The sequence below is a fragment of the Frankia sp. AgB1.9 genome, assembly GCF_016786355.1.
In the GTDB taxonomy this organism is placed as follows: Bacteria; Actinomycetota; Actinomycetes; order Frankiales; family Frankiaceae; genus Pseudofrankia.
Window position 1 is genome coordinate 1 of the sequence record NZ_JADWYX010000149.1, and the last position, 20,140, is coordinate 20,140.

Genomic DNA, 20,140 nt, shown 5'->3' on the forward strand with positions numbered 1-20,140 from the left:
GGTGCGTGCGGGTGGCCCCCCCCGGGGGGCCCCGCACCAAAACCCAACCACCCCCCGCCCCCCCGCCCCCCCCGGGGCCCCGCGCCCGTCCCTTGGACGGGCTTCTAAGGCAGCAGCTGTGTGATCAGGGCGCCGCCGAACGTCAAGTAGATCGTCTGCGCCGGGAGGTCTGCGGCCTGCGCGATCGCGGCGATCGTGGTGCCGACGTAGATCCGGTGACGGACCTCCGGACCGCCCTGATCACCAGCGCCGGAAGGTGACGCCGGCCCGCCGGTTGGTCACGGGCACGGGTGGTGGCCGGGCACGCCGACGGCTATGCGAATATTGATCGAATTCATCCGTTTTAGCGTGTTCGCGCCGTAGGGGCATCGGCTCAGGGGCATGGGGTCGGCCGGACGCACAGCCAGTTCGTCACCACGGTGAGGAGAGGCTATGCGGGTAGGTACGGGGGCCGGCGACGGCTTCCTGCATTCCGGAACGGACGGCCGCGAGTCGCCGGCCGGCCTCGGACCGGCGGCGGCCCGAGGACCACGGCGGCCGGGCCGTCGGCGCCGGCCGTGGCGGTGGGCGCGGGGCTGGCTGGGCCTGGTGGCCGCCACCGTCGTCGTTCTCGCCCTCGCGGGCTGCGCGCCCGGCACGAGGGTGCCGCTGGCCGGATCGACCGGCGGCCCCGGCTCGGCGCAGCCGTCGACGTCCCGTGCCGCGCCGCCTCCGACGACCACCGGGCCGTCGGAGACGGCCACGCCGACACTCGCGGGCACGCTGGCGCCCTCAGCCACGCCGACACCCTCGGCCACACCGTCCCCCCGGCCCACGGTCACCGTCGCGCCGCCTAGACCGCCGGGCGCGGGCTCGGCGCGCAAGGGCGTCAGCGTCTGGAGTTTCGGCGGCCTGCAGAAGGCACTGAGTGACGTTGGAGTGTCCTGGTTCTACAACTGGGCCGCGACGCCCGGGGCCGTGACGCCGCCGGCGGGCACCCGGTTCGTGCCGATGATCTGGGGTGCCGGATCGGTCAACCCGGCGACGCTGGCCCAGGCCGCGGCCGCCGGTGACACGCTGCTCGGCTTCAACGAGCCGGACCTCGGCGGCCAGGCGAACATGACCGTCGACCAGGCCCTCGACCTGTGGCCGCAACTACAAGCCACCGGCAGACAGCTCGGCAGCCCCGCGGTCGCCGCCGGCGGCGCCGACCCGGGCGGCTGGCTGGACCGGTTCATGGCCGGCGCCCGCCAGCGCGGCTACCGCGTCGACTTCATCGCCCTGCACTGGTACGGAGGTGATTTCGACTCCACCCGCGCCGTCGGCCAGCTGCGGTCCTACCTGCAGGCGGTCTACGACCGCTACCACCTACCGATCTGGCTCACCGAGTACGCGCTGATGGACTTCTCCGGCGGCTCGGCTCGGGCGCCGTCGACGCAGCAGCAGGCCGAGTTCGTGACCGCCTCGACGACGATGCTGGAAAGCCTGCCCTTCGTAGGCCGGTACGCCTGGTTCGCCCTCCCAGCGACCCCGGGCAGCCTCACCGGCCTCTATGACCCGCAGGGCAACCCGAACCCGGCGGGAGTCGCCTACCGCCAGGCCGGCGCCCCCAACTAGACACCGTCGCCGGCGCTGGCTGGGACGGCTCGACTTCGCGCCCGTCGTTGTTCCCCAGCAGGCGACGAGGCGGCCGGCGCGGGCGGTCAGCCTGTCGACGAGGTGGCCCAGGTCTCCGATGAGCGGCTCAGGAGTCGGCGAGCAGCTTCCGCAGCCTGTAGGTCGCGCGGCCCGGCGGACTCTCCACTACGCGGATCTCGGGCGGATGAGCGACGACGACGCGCCGAGCACGAGTTCCACCGACGCTCGATCACTCTGTGTAATTCTCGCCGAAGGTCGCATCACCAGGTGTGACGCACGACCGTGCTGTGCTGGTCCATCGACGCCTGCTGCCGGCCCGTCGCAGTCTCGGGCGTCCGCGGGCGGCCAGGCCGAGGAGCGAGCATGTCGAGTCGTCCACCGCGCCGCCGGGCGGGTCTGCTCGCGCCGGCCGGATCCGCGGGCCCGCTGGCCTGGCTCGTGACGGCCGTGGTCGCGTTCACCGTGCTGACAGCGACCGTGGCCCCGGCCATGGCCGTCACGCCACCCGGTCCCGGCGGTCCGTCGACTGCCGCCGCGCCGCTGGTTCCCGCGATCACGGTGGCCACGTCGGTGGCGCCAAGCTCCTTCTCCGGCGTCGGTCAGACGCTCGACTACTCCTACCTGGTGACGAACAGCGGTGACACACCGCTGACGAACGTCGTCGTCCACGACGCACTCGCCGGCGTGTCGCCGGTGACCTGCACGGCCACGGAGCTGGCACCGGCGGCGACCACTACCTGCGCCGCCACCTACGTGACGACCCAGGCGGACGTCGACCGCGGGCAGATCGAGGACACGGCCGTCGCGAACGGCACGCCGCCGTCCGGCCCCCCGGTGACCTCGGCGCCGGCGCACAGCTCCGCCAGCTCGACGCTCCCACCCCCGGCCGGATCGATCAGCATCGCGGGCCCGGCGGTCTCGCCCGTCTTCGCTATCCCGCGTGGTTTCCCGTCCTCTCAACTGACCATCACCTTCGTCGTCACCAACACCGGTACCGTGCCGCTGAGTGAGATCTCCATCCCGCAGGTGACAGCGCCGAATACCCAGATCTCCTGCACGGCGCGGGAACTCGCCCCCGGTGCGTCGATGAACTGCGACAGCCTGACACTCGTCCTCCAGCCGGACGTGGACCGTGGATCGATCTACATCGGTGCCGTCGTCACCGGACGGCTCGCCACCGGCAGCTGGACGTCGGCGGCCACGACGGTGCTCGCGCACGCCGACCAGAACCCGAGCCTCCAGATGGGATTCGCGGGCACCTCCTCGTTCAGCAAGGCCGGTGATCCGGTCACCTTCACCTACCAGCTGGTCCGAAACGGAAACGTCACGCTGACCGACGTCACGCTGGAGTCGTCACAGGCCGCCCCTGCCGCTGGCGTGCTCTGCGCCAAGACGGTGCCGCCAGCCAGCGCCGGCGGCCCGATCAACAACACCTTCTTCTGCATGGTCAAGACCGTCGCGACTCAGGCCGACATCGACGCCGGCTTCATCGCGGACGCGACCCGCCTCGTCGCCACCACGCCATCGGGCGAGTTGTACACCCTGCCGCCCCTGGTGGCCGTCGGGCGGGCCCAGGGTGCCGGGCCCGTTCCCCCGACAGTCGGTGCGATCTCCCTGGCCAAGTCCGCCACGCCGGCCGAGTTCGTCGGCGCGGGTCAGCGGCTGGACTACTCCTACCTGGTGACGAACACCGGTCCGGTCGGCCTGTCCGGCGTCCACGTCGTGGACGGCCTGCCCGGGCTGACGCCGGTTGCCTGCCCGGCGACGGCCCTGGCCCCGGGCGCGGCGATGACCTGTACCGCCTCCTACCTCACGACCGAGGCCGCCGTGAACGTCGGCCAGGTCCGCAACGACGCGTTCGCGTACGGAGCGGCGGCCGGCTCGCCGCCGGTCGTCTCCGCCCCGGCGGTCACGACGACACCGGGCCGTCCCGTCGAGCCGCCGAATCCCGGCATCGCCCTGGTGGCGCAGGTGGCTCCGGCCACCGTCCCCGTCACCCAGCAGGTGCTGCACTACCTCTACCTGGTGACGAACACCGGCAATGTCCCCTTGGGGAAGATCAGGATCACCGAGGCTGTGAAAACCGGGTCGATCTCCTGCCCCGTCGACGGGCTGCTGCCCGGCGTGACGATGTCCTGCACCGCCGACTACAGCATCACGGACCAGGACGTCGCCCGGGGATCGGTGGACAGTCTGGCGGTAGTGACCGGGCAGCCTTCGTCTGGACCACCGGTGATCTCGGCGCCCGCGGTGACGTCCGCGACCCTGCTGCCGCGGGAGACGATCTCACTGCGGAAGTCCGTGGCCCAGACGTCGTTCACGGGCCCGGGCGAGCCGATCGACTTCACCTACGTAGCGACGAACACCAGCAGCCAGCCGCTGACCAACGTGTTCGTCGTCGACGCCCTGGCAGGTGTGTCACCGGTGCGCTGTGCCGCGGCGAACCTGGCTCCGGGAGGGGCGACGACCTGCACCGCCAGCTACGTGACGACCCAGGCCGACGCCGAAAAGGGCACACTGAGCAACAGCGCGTGGGCGGCGGGCACGCCACCGTCGGGTCCGCCGGTCGTCTCCGAGCCGTCGATCGCGACGTTGTCGGTACCGGTCCTGTCGCTGGTGAAGATCGTCAACGCCACGTCCTTCACCGCCGCGGGTGAGCGACTGACGTACCTGTACCTCATCAACAACCGCAGCACTGTCACGCTCACCAACCTCGCGGTGAACGACCCGATGCCCGGCCTGTCGGCCGTGGACTGCCCAGTGGCGACACTGGCCGCCGCGGCGATGACAATCTGCACGGCCGACTACACGACCACCCAGGCCGACGTCGCCGCTGGGAAGGTCGAGAACGTGGCAACCGCGAGCGCGACACCAGCGTCCGGAGCCACAGTGACCTCGAAGCCTTCAACCACCTCGACCCCCCTACGTTCCGGCACAGGCCCCGCCGGCCCACCCGGACCGGCTGGGCCTGCCGGATCTGCCGGGCCTGCTGGGCCTGCCGGACCTGCGGGGCCTGCGGGACCGGCTGGGCCTGCCGGACCGGCGGGACCCGTTGGGCCGGTCGGACCCGCTGGGCCGGTCGGGCCCCCCGGACCGCCAGGTCCGCCAGGTCCGTCCAAAGACAAGGAGGTCGACATCGGGAAGATCTGGATTCCGCCCCTCTTCACGTAGCCCGCGGCAGGCGCCTCCGGCCGACCGACGGCGCGGCCCTACCAAAGCACGCAACCGCTGGCGAGTTGCTTCGCTGGCTCCCCGTTGGGTCCATCCAGATCTGGCCGTTCGATCAGCCTTCCTGAGGCGCCTCGATCGAGACGCCCTTGGATGCGCCGGGGGTCAGGGCGTCAACCAGTGACGCTCCAGCCCCGAACCACCACACCACGGCGATGGCAACCGATACGGCTACCCCGACTGCCAGCCGTCGCGGCGTGAGACTCGCGGCCGTCACCAGCCTGGGCGCACGGCTGGCATCCGCCAGTTCGATCGCTCCGCCGGGTGTCACTTTGGGGTTCGCACCGCCGGAGGGACGCTGCCCCGTGACCTGCGGTAGCCCGATAGCCCGGCCGGGAAGCCGTCGTAGGACCAGGCGCCCGAACAGGCTCACGATGAAGCCCGGACCGGAAAAGGCACCGATCCCGACCAGGCCGGCCGACCAGCACACGCCTATCGAGAGCATGCCAAAGGACACCAAGCCCAGCGCCAGCTGGCCCACCACGAGTCCACCGCGGGCCAGCTGGCCGATGGCGACGACGCCGGTGGCGACCTGCCCGATGGCCACCACGCCGGTCGCCAGCTGGCCGATCGCCAGGACGCCGGTGGCGCTCTGGCCGATGGCCAGGATCCCGGTCGCCTGCGCGCCGATCGCGATCAGGCCGCCTGCCTGCGGTCCTACCGCCATGATCTGCACGCCGGAAGCATACGGAGGCCACACGAACGGCTGGCGTAGAGCGACTAAAGATCGACAGCCATCACCCGAAACGGCCGACAGGCGCGGCGGCGGACATCGGCTCGGTCTGTGGTTGGGGGCCATCCTCGCCGTGGTCGGAGCTGTCGGGTTGGCTCGTGTGCCGCGCTCACCGGCGACGTGACCGAGGCCCGCTACGGTGACGACCGTGGACATTGCTGCCGATTCGCCTGCGCTCGAATGGCAGCGTGGGCTGCCGCGTAAGCGGATGGCCGCCGCGGTGGTGCTCGTGGACGACGACGACCGGGTCCTGATCGCGCGGCCGACGTACCGGCCAGGCTGGGATCTCCCGGGCGGTGTCGTCGAACAGGACGAATCCCCGCACGCAGCGGCCCGGCGGGAATTGTTTGAAGAACTGAGCCTCGACCGGCCGCTCGGCGGCCTTCTCGCGGTCGACTGGGTGCCGCCGACACGCGAACGCACCGAGGGGCTGATCGTCGTGTTCGACGGCGGGCGGCTCACTCCGATCGACGCCGCGGCGATCCAGTTGCCTGCCGAGGAACTGGCCGCGTGGACGTTCGCGACCCTCGACCAACTGCCCGGGTTGATGGTCCCGCTGCTCGCCCGGCGCGTCGCCGCGTGCCTGGTAGCTCGCGCGGCCGGTGAGACCGCCTACCTCGAAGACGGCACACCGCTGCGCTGACCGCAGCACCCGCCGAGGTGCCACTCCCGCCGCGGACGCTCCCCGGGTGCGTCGCGCACGCAGAACGGAGCTGTCTGCCGGCCACCTCAATCGCCCGGTCCGGCCCCTCGGGTGCCGTCGCCATACGCTCGGAACTCATGCCTGAACGGCGAGAACGGCCCCGGGGCTGAAACCCCTGGAGAGCAAGAGCCGCGAGGGTGCCGTGGCCGCGCGTGGCAGTGGCGGCCACGGCGAGGTCCGGCAACTGGGCCGAGATAGACAGCGGAGTTCCAGTCGCAGGAGGATCCGCTGAGACAACTCCCTGCGTTCCCAGGAACTCCGCTGCTCGCAAGGTCTGCCACCAGCCGTGTTCTCACCGTCGCCTAGGTCGATTCGCGCCAGCTCACACCACGCCCGCGCCGCGAGCCACCCCAAGGTTGGCCTGGGATCGGGACGGCAATACAGCAACAGCATCGCTGGAACGGATCTGATGCGCGAGAACTGATCATGTTCTCGCGCATCAGACCGGCCGGGCGGGCGTCAGCACCCTCGCAGCGGATCTCACTCGCCGTGACCACGCGCTGTAGAGGTAACCCTTTGACGCAACGGATTCCCAGATCGGCGCCAGCTGACCCCTGTGTAGAACGGGAGCTGACAGAGCCGACGCCCGGGACCCCGCCGCCTACGGTGGCGGGGATATGGCCGTACCCTCGCCCGCCGCCCGTTGGCACCGACGCCTAGGCGGTCGGAGCGTGGATGTTTGCCGGGCCGCGTGCCCGTGATGCTGGCTCTCTGCGAGGGCGTGGACCCATCGGATGGACATCGGGGGCGACATCGGCGCTGCGGACAGCAGTCAAGTGTTGAGATCGCCGATAACGGCCTCAGGGGCGAGGAACCGGCTACGGTCCGCCAGCTCGATCGCAGCGACCGACGCGGGGCAAGGCGACGAGCGGCACCACGACAGGGCCGGGTAACCCGGGGGTGAGATTCCCCGAGCTACCCGGCCCGCGACAGGGACCCAGTACGACGAAACGCTGCCAACGCAGGTGATTCTTGTCCGACGACTCAACCGCCACCCTGTGATCTCAGCATCGTTCGGACTATCCCGACCATCTTTTGCCCCAGCGGTTTCGTCACGATCGATGTCGTCCCGTTCAGGGAACCGCAGAGTGCTCGGCGGCGGCGATGGCGGCGTCCCGGTCGGATGGCAGCAGGAAACCGGCCCTGACGGCGGCGCCCGCGGACTCGGTGACCTTCGAGACGTAGTCGGCGTGTGTCGGGTACAGCAACGCGACCCTGGCTTTGTCGAACGGGGTTGAGCTGCCCAACAGGACGCAGACGACGCTGGAGGCCGTCCTGGGCTCGCCGCTGTTGGTGGCGATCGGCACGTCCACAGCGGGGTTCCGGATTCCACCGAGCGCGATGCCGAACTGGTCTCGCGCGACGGCGCTGTTGTCGTCAGTGACCCGCAGCCGCGGCGCGACCGGTGGTCTGGTCCCGTCGGCCACCCATGCTGTCATCGCCGCCAGGCCCGCCCCCACGATCTGGTCCTCTGGGCCGTCGTTGATCGGGCCGCCACACAAGCCGCTTACGGCAGCGCCGGCATTGACACCGATGGCGGCCGTGGGGTTCCACTCCGCGATTGATCTCACCTGGTAGTTGACCCCGCTGAGGTCGCCGTGCGCGGTACCGGCCATTTCCCAGGTGACGATGGTGCGCGAGTCGTCCTGCCGGGCGAGGATCGCGTGCAGCCGGCCGAACAGGTCACCCTCGGCCTGCATGATCATTACCGGGACCGTGGTGTCGCTCCGCACGATCGTGTCGGCAGGAATCGCAACGGGAGCGCTCGTGAGCACCTGAGCGGCGGAGGCGGGCCGGCTGTGGATCATGTATCCGTCGAAGATCTTCGCTAGGGGCGCCACCGCGTTGACGTAGCTGACCATGCGGAACGCGGACTGCGACTCGCCGAGCGCGATCAGCTTCTTTGGATGCAGCGTACCGAGTGGTGCGGGGCCTTTCGGGAAGCGGATCGCCGCGGCGGCCTGGGAGAAGATGTCGTAGGAGTAGTCGTCACCCGGGTGGGTGAGTCCGGCGTACCGGGCTGGGTTCTGCTCGATCAGCGGTTTCGTACTGATGCCCTGGACGGATACGGCTGCCGTGCCTTGGCCCACCACACCCAACGCCTGCGCGGAGACACCGACATAGGCGGCTCCCTCAGCTAGAAGGGCCTCGTGGTCGAAGACGAACTCGGGGTCGAGGTCCTGACCGGAGCTGACGTTCAGCCATTCGACGAAGACCGTCCCGTTGAACTTCTTCGGATCGGCCGGAGTGCGGACCAGCAGCCGGGTGCGGTAGTGGGCGCCGCCGGTGGCTTTCACTGTCCAGTGGCCGTCAGCGTTCAATGGGCCGACCGGAGTGAACGTCCGCGCGGTTCCCTCGATGGCGAACTCGGTCTCGGAGTAGTGAAATCGTTGGCGGAGGTCGGCGGGCATAGCGTTCATGGGGACGGCCGGAGTTCCGCCCGTGAGCTGCCCGACGACCGTCGGGACCGGCACGTCACCAGCGGGCGCCGTGGCCACCGGAGTTGTCTGCGCGGCCCCCGCATGCGTGGCCGAATCGCCTCCGCACGCCACAGTGGCCATCCCGATCAGGACAAGCATCGCGACGAACGTGCCACGGGCCAACCGGCGGTTCGTCGACGTCCTGCCCCGAATTCTCGGCAAGAGGCCCAAAGATAGCGACGCAGCGGCGCGCGACCTCTCCGGCGCTCGCGCGCCGTCAACCTCGCCGAAGCCTTCCGGGAGCACGTCCGTTCTCCGGTGTAAGAACCGGCCGTCGCTGACCGATGTACGGATCAACCGACTCTCCTAACACGTTATGTGGCTGAGGGACGGTACGAAAGTTGGGCTCGTGCCGTCGCGTCCCGATCGCGATCCACGGTTCAGAGATGCGGTGCGCCGCTCGTGCTGCTTTTGCGGCCGTTCTTGTAATCCTCGGGCAGTCGTGTTCCGCGATTGGGGCACGAACCGATTTCCTCCGACGGCGACGACCCGGCGTAGTACTACGGCGGCGGCGATCGCCGCGCGGTTTCTGCTGGGACGCGGCGTGGCGTGTGGTGTGGGGCGGCCACCGCGCCGTCTTCGTGTTTGTGCGACACGACGAGAAGGCTGCGGTGGCCGCAGTGGGTAGCGCATCCGGGGGGAAGGGGGCACGGCTGGAGGAACTATTAGGCCGTGACGGGGGCTGGCCCGCGAGCAACTCACCGCTGCTTAGCGACATAGTGGTCTAGGGCGCGTACCTGGTGGTGATCTGTCGGGTGGAGTCGGTCTAGCCGCAGGTTGATCCGGTAGCTTGTCGTGGGTCGTGGGTGACGCGTGACCAGGTGACACATGCCGAGTGGACGTTCATCGAGCCGTTCCTGCCGGTCGTCCAGTTCGGTCCGTATCCGCAGCGGCTGCGAGCACCGGATGACCAGGTGATCGATCAGAGCGGCAACGCGCCGCCGTCACCTCCTTGGCCGACTTCCGCCCACAACAGCCCGCTGCGGAAAGGTGGCTCATCTGGTGGCGACGTCGAACTTTCCTGTTGCCGGGTTGTAGGTGAACAGGCGGGCCGGGATCTGGCCGGCTGGTGTGTTCTGGCTGTAGGTCGCTGTGTCGACGTAGGCGGGGATGTGCAAGGAGCCGAGCGCGAAGCCGGCTTTTTCGAAGGTCTGGTAGGTGAGGTTCTTACCGGCTTTCTCAGCGATGGCCATGAAGATCGCGAGGGTGCTGCATGCGTCGCGTTCGGATGTCACGGGTGTCGGGGAGCCGGGCCGCGCGTTGGATGAGGCCAGGATTTTGCCTTTGAGGGAGGGTATGGCCGATTCGACGGTGTTGATGCATGTCAGGTTGCTCGGGTCGGCGTCGTTGGTGTTCACGCCGAGCGCTTCGGCGTTGCGCACGGTGCTGAAGTCGTGCTTGCTGCTGTCGGTGGTGTACGCCTCGGCTTGGTTGACGTCGGTGAACAGGAGTCGGGGGCGGTAGGAGGTCTTCTCGAGCTGGGCGGGGAACTCGGTTGAGGCTCCGCCGACGACGATCACGTTGTCGGCGCCGGCGGACTGGAATCTCTGGATGAACACGCCGGTCTGCTGGGCGACCGCGGCTGGGTCGCTGAGGGGGGCGTCGAGGATGGCGGTGGACACCGGGGTGATGCCGAGGCGGTTGAGCGCCGGTGACACAACCGTCTTTATGGCGTTCTGGTCGGCGGCGTACCCGATCACCGCGACCTTCTTGCCTGCGAGGGCGTTGTCGGCGGCGAACAGCTTGATGCCGTCGCCTGCCTGGTCGCCGTCACGGGAGTCGGAGAACCAGGGCGCCTGGGCTTTGGCGTAGCGCTGCGCGGTGAGGTCGCCGCCGACGACGGCTGTCTTGTGGGTCTGGACGTAGCACATCACGTCGTCGGCGTTGAGGCTGCCGAGCACGGCGAAGACCTTCTCGTCCTGGGTGAGGTGGACGCAGGTGTCGCTGGCGCCGGCCGGTGAGAGGACATTGACCGCGCCGTACACCGGTATGATCTTGCGGCCGTCGATGCCTCCAGCGGCGTTGACCTTGTCGATCAGTGCCTGGAAGGTGGCTTTGTAGTCGCCGTGGTCGATATGGATGTACTGCTTGACGACGGACAGGTCGGGGAAGACGAAGCCGATCTTGATGCTGTCGGCGGTCACGCCCGGGGCGATCGGCGGGGCCGGGGGTGCGGCGAGCGTGACTGTGGGGGACGCGGTCGGTGCACTCTTACTGGCGGTGCTGCAGCCCGTGACGGCGATGACGATGGCCGCCGCGGCCAGTAATATTATTCGGCGTTGGGTGTGGCGCGGTCTCATGTTCGATGCTCCGTTGTCTGTGCGGGACTGCGTGGAACGCGAAAGGCATATTCGTGTCGGCCGGGCTGGGGGTAGCTCCAGGGGAGACCGTCGGGCGGCCTTCTGGACATTGCCGGTGAATTTCGTCGGTATGGCCTCATTGCATCCGCAAGGTACATGCGAAGAAATGGAGATCCGGACTGATAGAAATGCGCTCCTATCACGTAACGACCGAGCGATAGCGACACGGTGAAGTCCGTGTCCTCGACGTGACTGCCGGACGCTGTCGGAGAGCAGGAGCGGGAGGGCGGTCGGGATTAGCCACCAGGCTGTAGTGGTGGCGCTGATCGTGAGGGTAGCGCCGAGAGGCACGGCGACGCCGACGATGACCCGCCAGTCGTCTCCGACGGTGAAGCCGTACAGATGACGAGGAAAGACTTCGAGCAGGAACGTCTGTGGCACGCAACGAGATCGTCATCCTGATTGATCTCGCTCCGACTATGCTCAGTGAGGTCCGGGATAGTCGCTGTCAGGGAAGAAGGCTCGGTTGTCGTGGGTGGGAAGACCCGCGGTGGCGATGAATCGTGGTTCGCCGAGGCCGAAACTTCTGCCTGTCGCGTTCAGTCTCGCGGGGTCGATTCTGTCGCCCCAACTGCCCGTTTTCAGGCGCTCCATCATGGTGTCGACCGCCGCCGCCATTTCGGAAGGATTGTGCGTGCAATGCCCGGAGGCCTCGATCAGTGCCTGACGGTAGAGATCTGACTTTCCGTTCTTGGTGACTCCCTCGGCGTATGCCGCCATCATTGCGGCCGACCTGGTAGAGTCACCTTCGGTGTTTATCTGCAGCACAGGAATTTGGGGATTCCCGGTCAGTCCTCGCGCTCGCGAGTGGTCGACGGCACCTGCGGCGGCAGTAATTCTCGGGTAGGCATTGACGCTACTAAGATCACTTTGAAGGTTCAGCCTCGCGTCGGTGTAGAGATCCCCCACAATTTCTTTCTGATCCGGTTCGGCGTCAGCGTAGTAGTACTCGTAGTCGATTCCAGTGTTCCACGACACCACGCCGGCGGGACCATCGTAAATATGCCGGTTTCCGGTTGCCCAGATAGCACCATGAATCACTGAATTGATCATCGCCTGCTGAACGGCTTCCTTGTCGTCCGGGTCAGGTCTCGCCAGACCCGCGACCATGCCGCCCCAGGTCGGCCACTTTGCGAGCGCGCCGGCCAGGGAAATCTTCGCCCGGCCACTAGGTGTCTTCTGTGCGGAGTCCAAGATTTCGACCCAGGCCTTCTGGGCCTTCTGGCTGTCCTGAACGCTGATGCCGACGATCGGCAGGTCGCTGTCGGGCGCAAGCAAAGCCTTGAGTGCGAAGAGAAGGTCCAGTCGGTCGTTGGAGACCACGATGCCCTCTACGCCGTTCAGGGAGATCGCACCGTCAACGCGGTCTGGATATCCCTCGGCCATACGGAGGGCCACCCGGCCGCCGCCGGAACAGCCGAATTGGATGGCATAGCTCGGAGCCCCGTATTCTGCTGTGAAGATGTCGAGGACCTGCGCCTGTTCCTCGCATTCCGCGCGGGGGTCGAAATTGACATTTCGGTCAGAGCGCCGGGTCGTTCCGGAGTAGGCATAGCCGTGATCGAGTAAAAACCGTGCCTGCGGGCACATGCTGTTGAGGGCGTCCACGGCGTCCAGATCGTTGATGACGGTGCCGTTCCAGTTCGCCGGCACCTGGATTTGGTACTCGGTGCCGCCGGGCAAAATACCGCCGCGATGCCCTGACGCAAGAGCCGCAGGCTCTGGGCCCGCCGGTTTCGGCGCGGGGGGCTGCGCCTCCCCGGTAATCCGGTCGGTACTGCCACCGCGGGCTTCTGTCATAACGCATCCCCTTCAGCTTGTCGGTGAACTGCGGCGTCCCAAGATCGCCGGAAAATGTCGATGCTGTGGCGCATCTGGTCCTCAAGGTGCGACCGTAACAACAACATCGACTTCTTCCTAGAGCGCTCTAGTCCTGCTAGCTACAACATAGCGTTTCCCTGCTAGCGTGCGCAAGTTCACAGGGGAAGGGAGTCTCGCTCGGAGCGGTCCGGAAAGGGTCAGCCCATCAATAGCAATGTGTTAGGTGACTGCGCGGACTGGGAAAATTCGTTTCGGTGACGGTTCTTGGGAGCGGCTGGCGCTGGTTCAGACTTCCAGCAGGGCCTGGCAGGTGGCGTCCGGACTCGCGTTGTGTGTCAGGCCGGCGCAGGGGCTTTTGGGCGCGGTGGGCTGAATGCCATGAAGCCCGAGCCAGGCATGCGAGGGTGACGTGGCGGGACAAGCCATCGAAGGAGTAGCAGGCATTCAGGGCGGCCGGGTGCGGTTTCTCCACTCCAGTGGACGCAGTTCGCGGAGCCGGCGCGGTCCAGACCGGAAAAGAGCGGTTGTCGCCGACGGGGCAGACGGGCGTTGTCGGTGCTGTCGACCGGGTCTCGGGATGGCGTCCCCACGCGGCCCGTCACGCTGCAGTGTGCGGTGCCGGCGGGCCGTGGCCGGAGCGTTCGTGGAGGTGGGTGGGCTTTCGCGGACGATCCCTGGGTTCTCGCCGGGGCGATCTGCCTGATCCGCATACGAGCGCCACCCCAGGACCTCCGCCGGAGGGCGGTCAACGTCGTCGTGTCGCGCGCCGGAGGCTAAGGGGAAGAAGGAGGAGGACCGCCGTGGGGAGTAGCCACCAGGCGGGGGCGGCTGTCGTACTGATCGCGTAGGTGGCGGCGAGGGCGGCGACGACGCCGGCCGCGACCCGCCAGTCGTCTCCGACGACGAAGTCGTAGCTGAAGGTGAGGAAGGCTCGGGCTCGGGCGGTCACGTCAGTTCGCCGCCGCGGGGAGGGCGGGGATCGACGGGGCGTCGTGGGCAGGGGGTATCCGGCGCAGGACGGCGACGAGTCCGAGGGCGAAGACCGCTACGGCAGGGACGAGAGCGAGCAGCGCCGCGTCCGAGCCGGGCCAGCGGGCGCCGGCGCCTTCCGCGCCCCAGAACATCCCGAATGCCGTGAGCATGACACCGACGGTGAATTTCATGGTGTTCTCCGGGGCTCTCGCGAGAGGGGCGCGCACCGCGAGTCCGGCGGTGGCGACGACCGCGACCGCCGCACTAGCCGCGACAGCGGCTAGCGGCAGGTTGTGCTGGTTGCTGCCGAAGGTGACCGCGATGAAGGCCACTTCGAGTCCCTCGAGGAGCACACCTTTGAACGCCAGCGTGAACGCGTACCAGTCGGGCACCGATCCCCGCCGGCCGGCGCGCGCGGCACGCGCTGCGGCGAGTTCGGCCTGGAAGATCTTGGTTTCGTCGTGCAGTGCTTTGTGGCCGCTGGCCCGCAGCACGGCTTTGCGGAGCCATTGCAAGCCGAAGACCAGAAGGAGCGCACCGACCACCAAGCGAAGGCTACGCAGAGGCACCAGTGCCAGGGCGGGACCGAGCGCCGCGACGATGACGGCGAGGGTGAACAAGGCGGTCAACAGGCCCATCGTCGCAGAGCGCCAGTCACGGGCGGTGCCGGCGGCGAGAACGATCGTGGTGGCCTCCACGGCCTCGACCGCACAGGCAAGGAAGACGGCGATGAACAGCGATGCGGCGGTCATGGCAACTCCCCTCGCTGGTCGACGGGTATCCCCGGCGGGCTCGGGCCGGCACGGTGTCCCGGCCAGCCGTTCGGAAGTGAAGATAACCGCCGTTAGCTCTAGCATGCAACGACTGACTGGCCAGGTAGGTCACCGGGGGCGTGATTGGCTGCGGGTGTTCGTGACGCCCACCCGTCATCCACGCGAGCGGCCCGCCTGGCCGGTCGCACGCGAGCCTGCTGACCAGGGTCCGGCGAGCCCCCGCGACCGGCCTACGCGGGGGCGGGCGCCGGCGTGCCCATCGCCGCGCCGACAGGAGGAGTCCCCGGGTGCCACCGAGCCGTCCGCACCGTGACGACGAAGCCGACTGGCAGGCGCCCCACACTGATGGAGGTGAGTGGACGGCGACCGGCACCAATTCGGCTCGCTGGCTACTGCTCATCTACCGGGTGCGTTCCGAGCCCACGCGCTTGCGCGTGGGCTTGTGGCGCAAGCTCAAGGGACTCGGCGCGATTTACCTCCAGAACTCCGCCGCCGCTCTGCCCGTCAGCGCGACCGGCGAACGGGCGCTGCGGACTTTACGCAAGGAGATCACCGAGATGGGTGGCGTCGCCTACCTCCTAAGCTGCGACGTTCTCGCTGGCGAAGCAGAGGTCCTCGCCGCGTTCGATGCCGCCGCAACGACGAATACGAAGAGATCGTGGACAAATGCAACGACTTCCAGGACCAACTGAAAAAGGAATACGTCGCCGACCACTTCACTTATGCCGAGTTGGAGGAGAATGACGGGGACCTCGCCAAGCTCCGTAACTGGTACGCGAAGGTCAGGGCTCGGGACGTCTTCGGCGCATCCGGGGCCCAGTCGACCCGGGATGTCTTAGACGTGTGCGAACGCGCGCTGGAGGACTACGCGGCCCGTGTCTATGCCGAGGAGAGCGAGGCCCGCTGACCTGCCGGCCCTCGCGCCATGACTGTCTCCGATCGTGTTGGTCGATGGGCGCGATGAGTCCCTCCTGTAGGTCCGAGTGCGAGTAGTCGAAGCGTCCCTTGGCACCGACCAGCAGTGTCGGCCGCGGCTCACTTGGGCGTCCTCCTGCGCGTTGCGGCGCCCCGGCCCAGCGGCTCCAAGAAAGGTTCGGCCTTCCGGTGGGAGAGCCAGCCGTCGTCGAAAGGAGCATGAATCACCGTGCTCTCCTGACTACTCATGGGTCGGCAGGTGCTCATGACTGGGTGATGGTTACCGTTACCTGGGTAAACTTTGATGCATCACCTCGAACGTAGAATGGCATACCGGTGTTCGATCCCGGAGTGCCAGGCGGGTTCGTAGGAACTCCTAGGTACTGCTGCCTTGGATTTCCAGGACCAAGCGGGACGGTCAGGTCCAAACGTCCATCAGCAGTGGCCCGCAAGGACTGGGCCGCCGCGGTGTTACCCGGACTGGCAACTGTGACCTCGTACTTCCTGCCCGGTACATAGAGCGCGCCCGTGACGACCTGAGCCGTGCCGCTACCGGCCACGGTGAAGCGGTCGGCTCCCTTAACCTCCAGCGCGCTGAACTCGAGCGCCGGACGCTTCATCGTGACAGTCCAGTCGTAGACGTTGTAGCTCGGGTCGATCGAATCGTAGGTGAAGGACGTGGGGAGACTGTGTCTCGTGGCGAAGTAGCTCATCAGATGGGGAAGCCACTCCACCAGGTGCCGTTGGGTGGATGGCGAGTCATGCATGCCGTTCGGGTCCAAGGTCCACGAGTGTTTGATGCCGAGCCGCTGGAGGCGTTCGTTAAAAGAGACCCCCTCGTCCTTGATGAAGGACTCGGCAGTCCCGACGTACAGTGAAACGTCCGAGTTGGCGAGGTTGCCGGCCAGGTCCCACGAGTTATCGCCCCGCCACCGTACCTCCTGGTCAAAATAGTGGCCGTAGATGAGTCCGGCGACTGAAGCCAATGGTCCGTCGCCAGGGGTTAGGCTGTTGTTGAGGCTTCCGGAAAACGACGCTGTGGCGCCGAACAGGTCGGGGTGACGTGCGGCGTAGGAGACGGCGCCGTGGCCACCTAGGGAGAAGCCTGCGGTGGCGCGGGCCGATCGGTCCGCAATGGTGCGGTAGTTCTCATCGACCCATGGGAGGAGCTGGTCAATGCCGTAGGTTTCCCATTCGGGTGGCCCGAACTTACCCTGGTTGAACCAGTCGGTGTAGAACCCGGCGTCGCCATCGTCCGGCATCACCACGATCAGGGGCAGTCCGGCAGTGGCGGTCTCCGCGTCGGCGCCGCCACCGGCGGGGTTCGTCCACCACGAGTAGTCAGTGAGTCCAGGCTGCATGAGATAGAGCACCGGATAGCGTTTGCCGGAGGTCGCGTAATCGGCGGGGAGCAGCACACGGGCCTTCGTCGTGTCACCGGGAAGGACCGTCGTGTGAAAGGTGAGCTCGAACAGCCTGGGCGAAAGCTGCTTTTTCGCCGTCAGTGTCAGCGGCAGCGCTGACACACGGTGGGTAACCATCGGTGCCCGCACAGCGACAGCCGGTTTGTTGCCATTGCTGGCGCACGCGGCGAGGAGGGCCATCACCGTTCCCAGCGTGACGACCAGGATCGTGGTTCGAACCGGGCCGCCGAAGGGTTTCCGGGGCAGCGACACTTCGGCGGCTACTAGCTTGAGCGGCATGTGTCCCCTGCTAGAAGCTGGAATAGTTGAAGCTCTTGGAAACCGTTGTCTGCGCACCGGAACTCCGCCTGCCCGAAAGGTCGCTGACGCAGCCCTGTCGTCGAAGACCCATCCCTCGGGGCTTTCAGAGGCAGATGCGGGAGCTGTTCGGCTCGTTTGCGAGTAGTAGCACGGACGACTATCTGTCCCCGCAAACCGGTGTCCCGGCTAGTCCACACAACGGATACCGCAGACGTCTGCTCCATCCGCCCGGACCTAGTTTGAGCGGCTGATGAGGATTTGCGTACGGTAAAAACTGGAGCCGTTGCCGCGGGTGTAGAACGGCGGGTCGGTGATGGCGCTCGGCGCCGTGTTGCCGGTGGGGGTCGTGTGGTCCGCGGCGGCCGTGTATTGCTGGGCGGGATTGGCCGGTCCCAGGTCAACTGGGAGCGTGAGCCGCCCGTTGCCGTCGGCGGTGACCGAGTCCGTTTTCGATCCGCCAGCGGCGGCCGTGGTGATCCGGTATTTCACGCCCGGTGCATAGAGTGCGCCGGTGACCACGGTGGCCGTGCCACTACCGACCACGCTGAAGCGCTCGGCGCTGGCCACTTCCAGGGCGCTGAACTCGAGTGCTGGGCGTTTCACCGTGACCGTCCAGTCGTAGGCCGTGTAGGCGGGCTTGATGGATGCGTAGGTGAACGCGGTGGGTAGCGTATGTTTCTCGGCGAAGAAGCGCATCGCGTGGGGTAGCCATTGCGCCAGGTCGCGATTGAAGTAGGTGAAGGTGTGCTGACCGGGGCCGTAGGCGTCGAAATAGTGCGGGATGCCTAGTTCGGTGAGGCGGTTATGCAGGTTGACGGTGCCCTCCTTCACCGCCTTCTCCAAGTTCTGGAGCCCAGCGGGTCCTGGGTCGCCGTCGCCGGTGTAGAGGGAGACGTCGGTGTGGACGAGGTTGGCCGCCAGGTCCCAGGCGTCGTTGCCCCGCCACCGGACCTCTTCGGCTTGCCGGCTGCCCCAGATCAGGGGGGCGACCGGGTCCAGGGTGGAGCGGATGGCGGTGGGGTTCGTGTCGACCGCGCCGGAGAACGAGGCGGCGGCACCGTAGATGTCAGGGTGGCGGGCGGCGAGAGAGACAGCCCCGCCTCCGCCCAACGAAAGTCCCGCCGTAGCCCTGGCCGACCGGTCGCGGATGGTGCGGTACTTGGCGTCGATCCACGGGACGAGCTGGTCGACGTTGTACGTCTCCCACAGCGGCGGCCCGAAGGCGCCGTTGTTGAACCAGTCGGTGTAATAGCCGAAGTCGCCCTCGTCGGGCATCACGACGATAACTGGCAGGCCAGCGGTCGCCTGCACGGCGTCCCCCGGCGGCGTGGTCCATGCCGAGGCGTTTTCGAGTCCGCCATGGAAGAGGTAGATCACCGGGTAACGCCGCCCCGACGTTGCGTAACCGTCAGGTAGGAGCACTCGGACCTTCGGGTCCGACGGCAGCAGGCTGGTGTGCAGGGTGAGCTCGGATAGTCGCGGCGAGAGCTGGCTCTCCGACACCAGCGTCACCGGAGGGCTCGGCGCGCGTTGCGGCACCGCCGGCTGCCGGACGGCGACAGCGGCAGGTCGGCCGCCGCCACTACCGCACGCGCCCAGCAGTGACGCGGCCACGACGGCCACCACCCCGGTAAGGCCCCACCCCGCAAGTCCACGTTTCGCTCGGTTCGTTGCGGGTCGCACGACACTCCCGGTGACAGCCAACGCTGACCCTCCTGTCTCGACCGACCCTTAACTAGACCGCGCAGTCGAGTTCCTACCAGAGAGCGCTAGAGCGTGCAAGTGTGATCGCCACACTGCACGAGAGCGATAGGGCCGCATGAGGAGGATGACGACGCAGCGTGCAGTACTAGGTGGGCCTTGCCTCGAATGGGTCGACGGCTGGCCTGGTCGCTGCCCGCCGGGTGGCGAGCGCTGGGATTTGGGCGATCGTGTCGTCGGTGAGGTCGTCCCAGTGGAGGCCGGCCGGCCGGTGGGTGTCCCGGCAGGCGATCACCTGTGTGGGTGTGACGATCAGGTCGACGCTGACGTCGTGCCGCGTCGCGGGGAGTTCCTCGTCGAGGACCTGGAGGTCGTGGACGGTGGTGGCGATGGTGGTCGTGGGGGTGATGAGTCCGGCTTCCTGCAGGAGGGCGAATTCGAGGTCGGTGTAGCCGGCGCCTTTCCCGACGCGGACGCCCCGGAGGTCGACCGCGACGGACCCGCAGACAATCAGGTCGACCGGGCGCATCGCGGCGACGTCAACGGGGCGGCCCAGTCGGGCCGCCGCCTGATGGGACACCGCCTCATCCGGAGGGACGGTGAGCGTGGCCGGATCGAGCTCGTAGAACGGCAGCGGGGCAGCCAGGCGGGGTACCGCCGTATAGAGCAGCTTGCCGTCGTGCAAGGCAGACCGCTTGAGGTCGAATGTGGTCCACACGCGGGCCGCGGGCGACGCGGGTCGGCCAGCCGGTCCGGTCGGGCTGGGCGGGGCGGCCCTGGCCGGATCGGTGGCGGTTCGCGGCGTGTCCTGGGCAGGTCGCGGCTGGGGTGTCACGGGGCGGGCGGCTGGCCGTCGCCGCCTGGCCAGTCCATGGCCAAACGATCCGCCAGCGACCCGCTGGCGGGGTCCACGCCCACCTGACGCCCACAACGATCTTGAATGAAAAAGACCGGCTCTAGGCCGGTCAGTTCCCGCAGGTCAGGGACCTGCGTACGGGTGCGCCGCCAGGGATTCGAACCCCGAACCCGCGGATTAAGAGGGTGTCTCACGTGGCTGGTTGGATCTTGGTTCATGATCTGAGGTGTGAACGACCGCCTTGCCCTGCGGCTGGT

Annotated in this window: 12 protein-coding genes and 1 pseudogene; 4 read left to right on the forward strand and 9 right to left on the reverse strand. The window is 67.7% G+C overall.

The window, feature by feature from the left end:
• The first annotated feature begins 432 nt into the window (after positions 1 to 432).
• Both I6A60_RS43215 and I6A60_RS36380 read left to right on the forward strand, forming a co-directional pair.
• Positions 433 to 1,596, forward strand: coding sequence for a glycoside hydrolase family protein (locus I6A60_RS43215; RefSeq protein ID WP_203020423.1), 1,164 nt, complete (start codon positions 433 to 435; stop codon positions 1,594 to 1,596).
• Between the two features lie 384 nt (positions 1,597 to 1,980).
• The gene (locus I6A60_RS36380; protein WP_203020421.1) at positions 1,981 to 4,788 is read left to right on the forward strand and encodes a hypothetical protein; all 2,808 of its coding nucleotides are present in this window, start codon (positions 1,981 to 1,983) and stop codon (positions 4,786 to 4,788) included.
• Positions 4,789 to 4,900: 112 nt separating this feature from the next.
• On the opposite strand, the gene I6A60_RS36385 is transcribed toward I6A60_RS36380, so the two are convergent.
• Positions 4,901 to 5,521, reverse strand: a complete 621-nt coding sequence (locus I6A60_RS36385) for a hypothetical protein (protein WP_203020419.1) — start codon at positions 5,519 to 5,521, stop codon at positions 4,901 to 4,903.
• 196 nt (positions 5,522 to 5,717) lie between these two features.
• Between I6A60_RS36385 and I6A60_RS36390 the strand changes: the two genes are divergently transcribed.
• Complete coding sequence (locus tag I6A60_RS36390) at positions 5,718 to 6,221, forward strand: NUDIX hydrolase (RefSeq protein ID WP_307874044.1); 504 nt, start codon at positions 5,718 to 5,720, stop codon at positions 6,219 to 6,221.
• 1,133 nt (positions 6,222 to 7,354) lie between these two features.
• Here the strand turns inward: I6A60_RS36390 and I6A60_RS36395 are convergent.
• The 5 genes from I6A60_RS36395 to I6A60_RS36415 all read right to left on the reverse strand — a co-directional run bounded on the left by I6A60_RS36395 (position 7,355) and on the right by I6A60_RS36415 (position 14,666).
• Entirely contained in the window at positions 7,355 to 8,860 is a 1,506-nt protein-coding gene (locus I6A60_RS36395; protein ID WP_307874045.1) for an alpha/beta hydrolase domain-containing protein, read from the reverse strand.
• Between the two features lie 896 nt (positions 8,861 to 9,756).
• A complete protein-coding gene (locus I6A60_RS36400) occupies positions 9,757 to 11,502 on the reverse strand; it encodes an ABC transporter substrate-binding protein (RefSeq protein WP_307874046.1) in 1,746 nt (581 codons plus the stop codon).
• Between the two features lie 42 nt (positions 11,503 to 11,544).
• Complete coding sequence (locus tag I6A60_RS36405) at positions 11,545 to 12,921, reverse strand: DUF6351 family protein (protein WP_203020415.1); 1,377 nt, start codon at positions 12,919 to 12,921, stop codon at positions 11,545 to 11,547.
• 766 nt (positions 12,922 to 13,687) lie between these two features.
• Positions 13,688 to 13,891 carry a hypothetical protein gene (locus tag I6A60_RS36410; protein ID WP_203020414.1) on the reverse strand — a complete coding sequence of 68 codons (204 nt, stop codon included), beginning with the start codon at positions 13,889 to 13,891 and terminating at the stop codon, positions 13,688 to 13,690.
• Between the two features lies 1 nt (position 13,892).
• Positions 13,893 to 14,666, reverse strand: a complete 774-nt coding sequence (locus tag I6A60_RS36415; RefSeq protein WP_203020412.1) for a COG4280 domain-containing protein — start codon at positions 14,664 to 14,666, stop codon at positions 13,893 to 13,895.
• A 455-nt stretch (positions 14,667 to 15,121) separates the two neighbouring features.
• Between I6A60_RS36415 and I6A60_RS43795 the strand changes: the two are divergent.
• Positions 15,122 to 15,594, forward strand: a pseudogene (locus I6A60_RS43795) (Chromate resistance protein ChrB).
• Positions 15,595 to 15,865: 271 nt separating this feature from the next.
• Here I6A60_RS43795 and I6A60_RS36430 read toward each other — a convergent pair.
• The 3 genes from I6A60_RS36430 to I6A60_RS42365 form a co-directional block, all read right to left on the reverse strand.
• Entirely contained in the window at positions 15,866 to 17,305 is a 1,440-nt protein-coding gene (locus tag I6A60_RS36430; RefSeq protein WP_203020406.1) for an alpha/beta hydrolase family protein, read from the reverse strand.
• Positions 17,306 to 17,560: 255 nt separating this feature from the next.
• Positions 17,561 to 18,940, reverse strand: a complete 1,380-nt coding sequence (locus I6A60_RS36435) for an alpha/beta hydrolase family protein (RefSeq protein WP_203020404.1) — start codon at positions 18,938 to 18,940, stop codon at positions 17,561 to 17,563.
• Positions 18,941 to 19,175: 235 nt separating this feature from the next.
• On the reverse strand, positions 19,176 to 19,745 hold the full coding sequence (locus tag I6A60_RS42365) for a 5-formyltetrahydrofolate cyclo-ligase (RefSeq protein ID WP_307874047.1): 570 nt from the start codon (positions 19,743 to 19,745) through the stop codon (positions 19,176 to 19,178).
• Positions 19,746 to 20,140 lie beyond the last annotated feature (395 nt).